The 1,310-nt window shown below is 46.0% G+C and carries 10 tRNA genes; all 10 read left to right on the forward strand.

Going from position 1 to position 1,310, the window contains the following annotated elements:
- The first annotated feature begins 51 nt into the window (after window positions 1–51).
- The 10 genes from ACEN4I_RS13285 (at window position 52) to ACEN4I_RS13330 (ending at window position 1,064) form a co-directional block, all read left to right on the forward strand.
- A tRNA-Ile gene (locus ACEN4I_RS13285) sits at window positions 52–125 on the forward strand.
- Window positions 126–174: 49 nt separating this feature from the next.
- A tRNA-Ser gene (locus tag ACEN4I_RS13290) sits at window positions 175–262 on the forward strand.
- Between the two features lie 39 nt (window positions 263–301).
- Window positions 302–373, forward strand: a tRNA-Glu gene (locus tag ACEN4I_RS13295).
- Window positions 374–392: 19 nt separating this feature from the next.
- A tRNA-Val gene (locus ACEN4I_RS13300) sits at window positions 393–465 on the forward strand.
- 36 nt (window positions 466–501) lie between these two features.
- Window positions 502–574 (forward strand) — tRNA-Phe (locus ACEN4I_RS13305).
- Between the two features lie 8 nt (window positions 575–582).
- A tRNA-Tyr gene (locus ACEN4I_RS13310) sits at window positions 583–663 on the forward strand.
- Window positions 664–698: 35 nt separating this feature from the next.
- Window positions 699–771: transfer RNA gene (locus tag ACEN4I_RS13315), tRNA-His, on the forward strand.
- Between the two features lie 9 nt (window positions 772–780).
- Window positions 781–852 (forward strand) — tRNA-Gln (locus ACEN4I_RS13320).
- Between the two features lie 21 nt (window positions 853–873).
- Window positions 874–944: transfer RNA gene (locus ACEN4I_RS13325), tRNA-Cys, on the forward strand.
- Window positions 945–979: 35 nt separating this feature from the next.
- A tRNA-Leu gene (locus ACEN4I_RS13330) sits at window positions 980–1,064 on the forward strand.
- Window positions 1,065–1,310 lie beyond the last annotated feature (246 nt).

Consider the following 1,310-nt stretch of genomic DNA (forward strand, 5'->3'; position numbering starts at 1 on the left):
TCAGCCTTCCAAGCTGATGATGGGAGTTCGATTCTCCTCACCCGCTTTTATGGGCCTATAGCTCAGCTGGTTAGAGCGCACGCCTGATAAGCGTGAGGTCGATGGTTCGAGTCCATTTAGGCCCATTGCAAAAACAAACATAAATAAAATGAAGAAAATACTTTTCATTGGTTTGGGGAAGTACTCAAGTGGCTGAAGAGGCGCCCCTGCTAAGGGTGTAGGTCGCTAACGCGGCGCGAGGGTTCAAATCCCTCCTTCTCCGTTTTAATGTTTTCATTCATTTCAACTTATTTTATTATCAGGCCCGTTGGTCAAGCGGTTAAGACACTGCCCTTTCACGGCGGTAACACGGGTTCGAATCCCGTACGGGTCATTTTTATGGATTTACCTTTGGAGGTTTAGCTCAGTTGGGAGAGCATCTGCCTTACAAGCAGAGGGTCAGCAGTTCGAGCCCGTTAACCTCCATTGATTCCAAACTAAACACAATAATAGTACCAGTAAGGCCCGGTAGCTCAGTTGGTAGAGCACTTGATTGAAGCTCAAGGTGTCGGCAGTTCGACTCTGTCCCGGGCCATTTTATTTGGAGGGGTAGCGAAGTGGCTAAACGCGGCGGACTGTAAATCCGCTCCTTCGGGTTCGGCAGTTCGAATCTGCCCCCCTCCATCATTTATTTTAAATGATGTACTTTCAATATTATGGCGATTGTGGTGAAGTGGTTAACACACCGGATTGTGGTTCCGGCATGCGTGGGTTCGATCCCCATCAGTCGCCCTTTTTTATTGGGCTATAGCCAAGCGGTAAGGCAAGGGACTTTGACTCCCTCACGCGCTGGTTCGAATCCAGCTAGCCCAGTTCTTTTAAATATTATATTTTGGCGGTATAGCCAAGTGGTAAGGCAGAGGTCTGCAAAACCTTCATCACCGGTTCAAATCCGGTTACCGCCTTGTTTGAAGATTGATAAAATTTGTTTGTTATACATGCCGGCGTGGCGGAACTGGTAGACGCGCTGGACTCAAAATCCAGTGCCTGTTGAGGGCGTGCCGGTTCGATTCCGGCCGCCGGTATTAATGTATGTATAAAATAAAAGACCTATGTCCTTTGCGGCAAAGGTCTTTTTGCGTGTTAAATACAGCAAATCGAACAAAATGATGCGAAAAGAGGTTGAAAAGGGGATATTAGTTGCTGTATGTGTAAAATAGTTCTCGAGAGCCAATAATTTTACTGGAAAAAAGAAAGAAGGCACTTTATCATAAATGTATGCTTTGCAGGGCAAATACATAAATGAAAGAGGCCTTCTTATGGATAAGATT

The organism is Desemzia sp. FAM 23990, from assembly GCF_045528485.1.
In the GTDB taxonomy this organism is placed as follows: Bacteria; Bacillota; Bacilli; order Lactobacillales; family Carnobacteriaceae; genus Desemzia.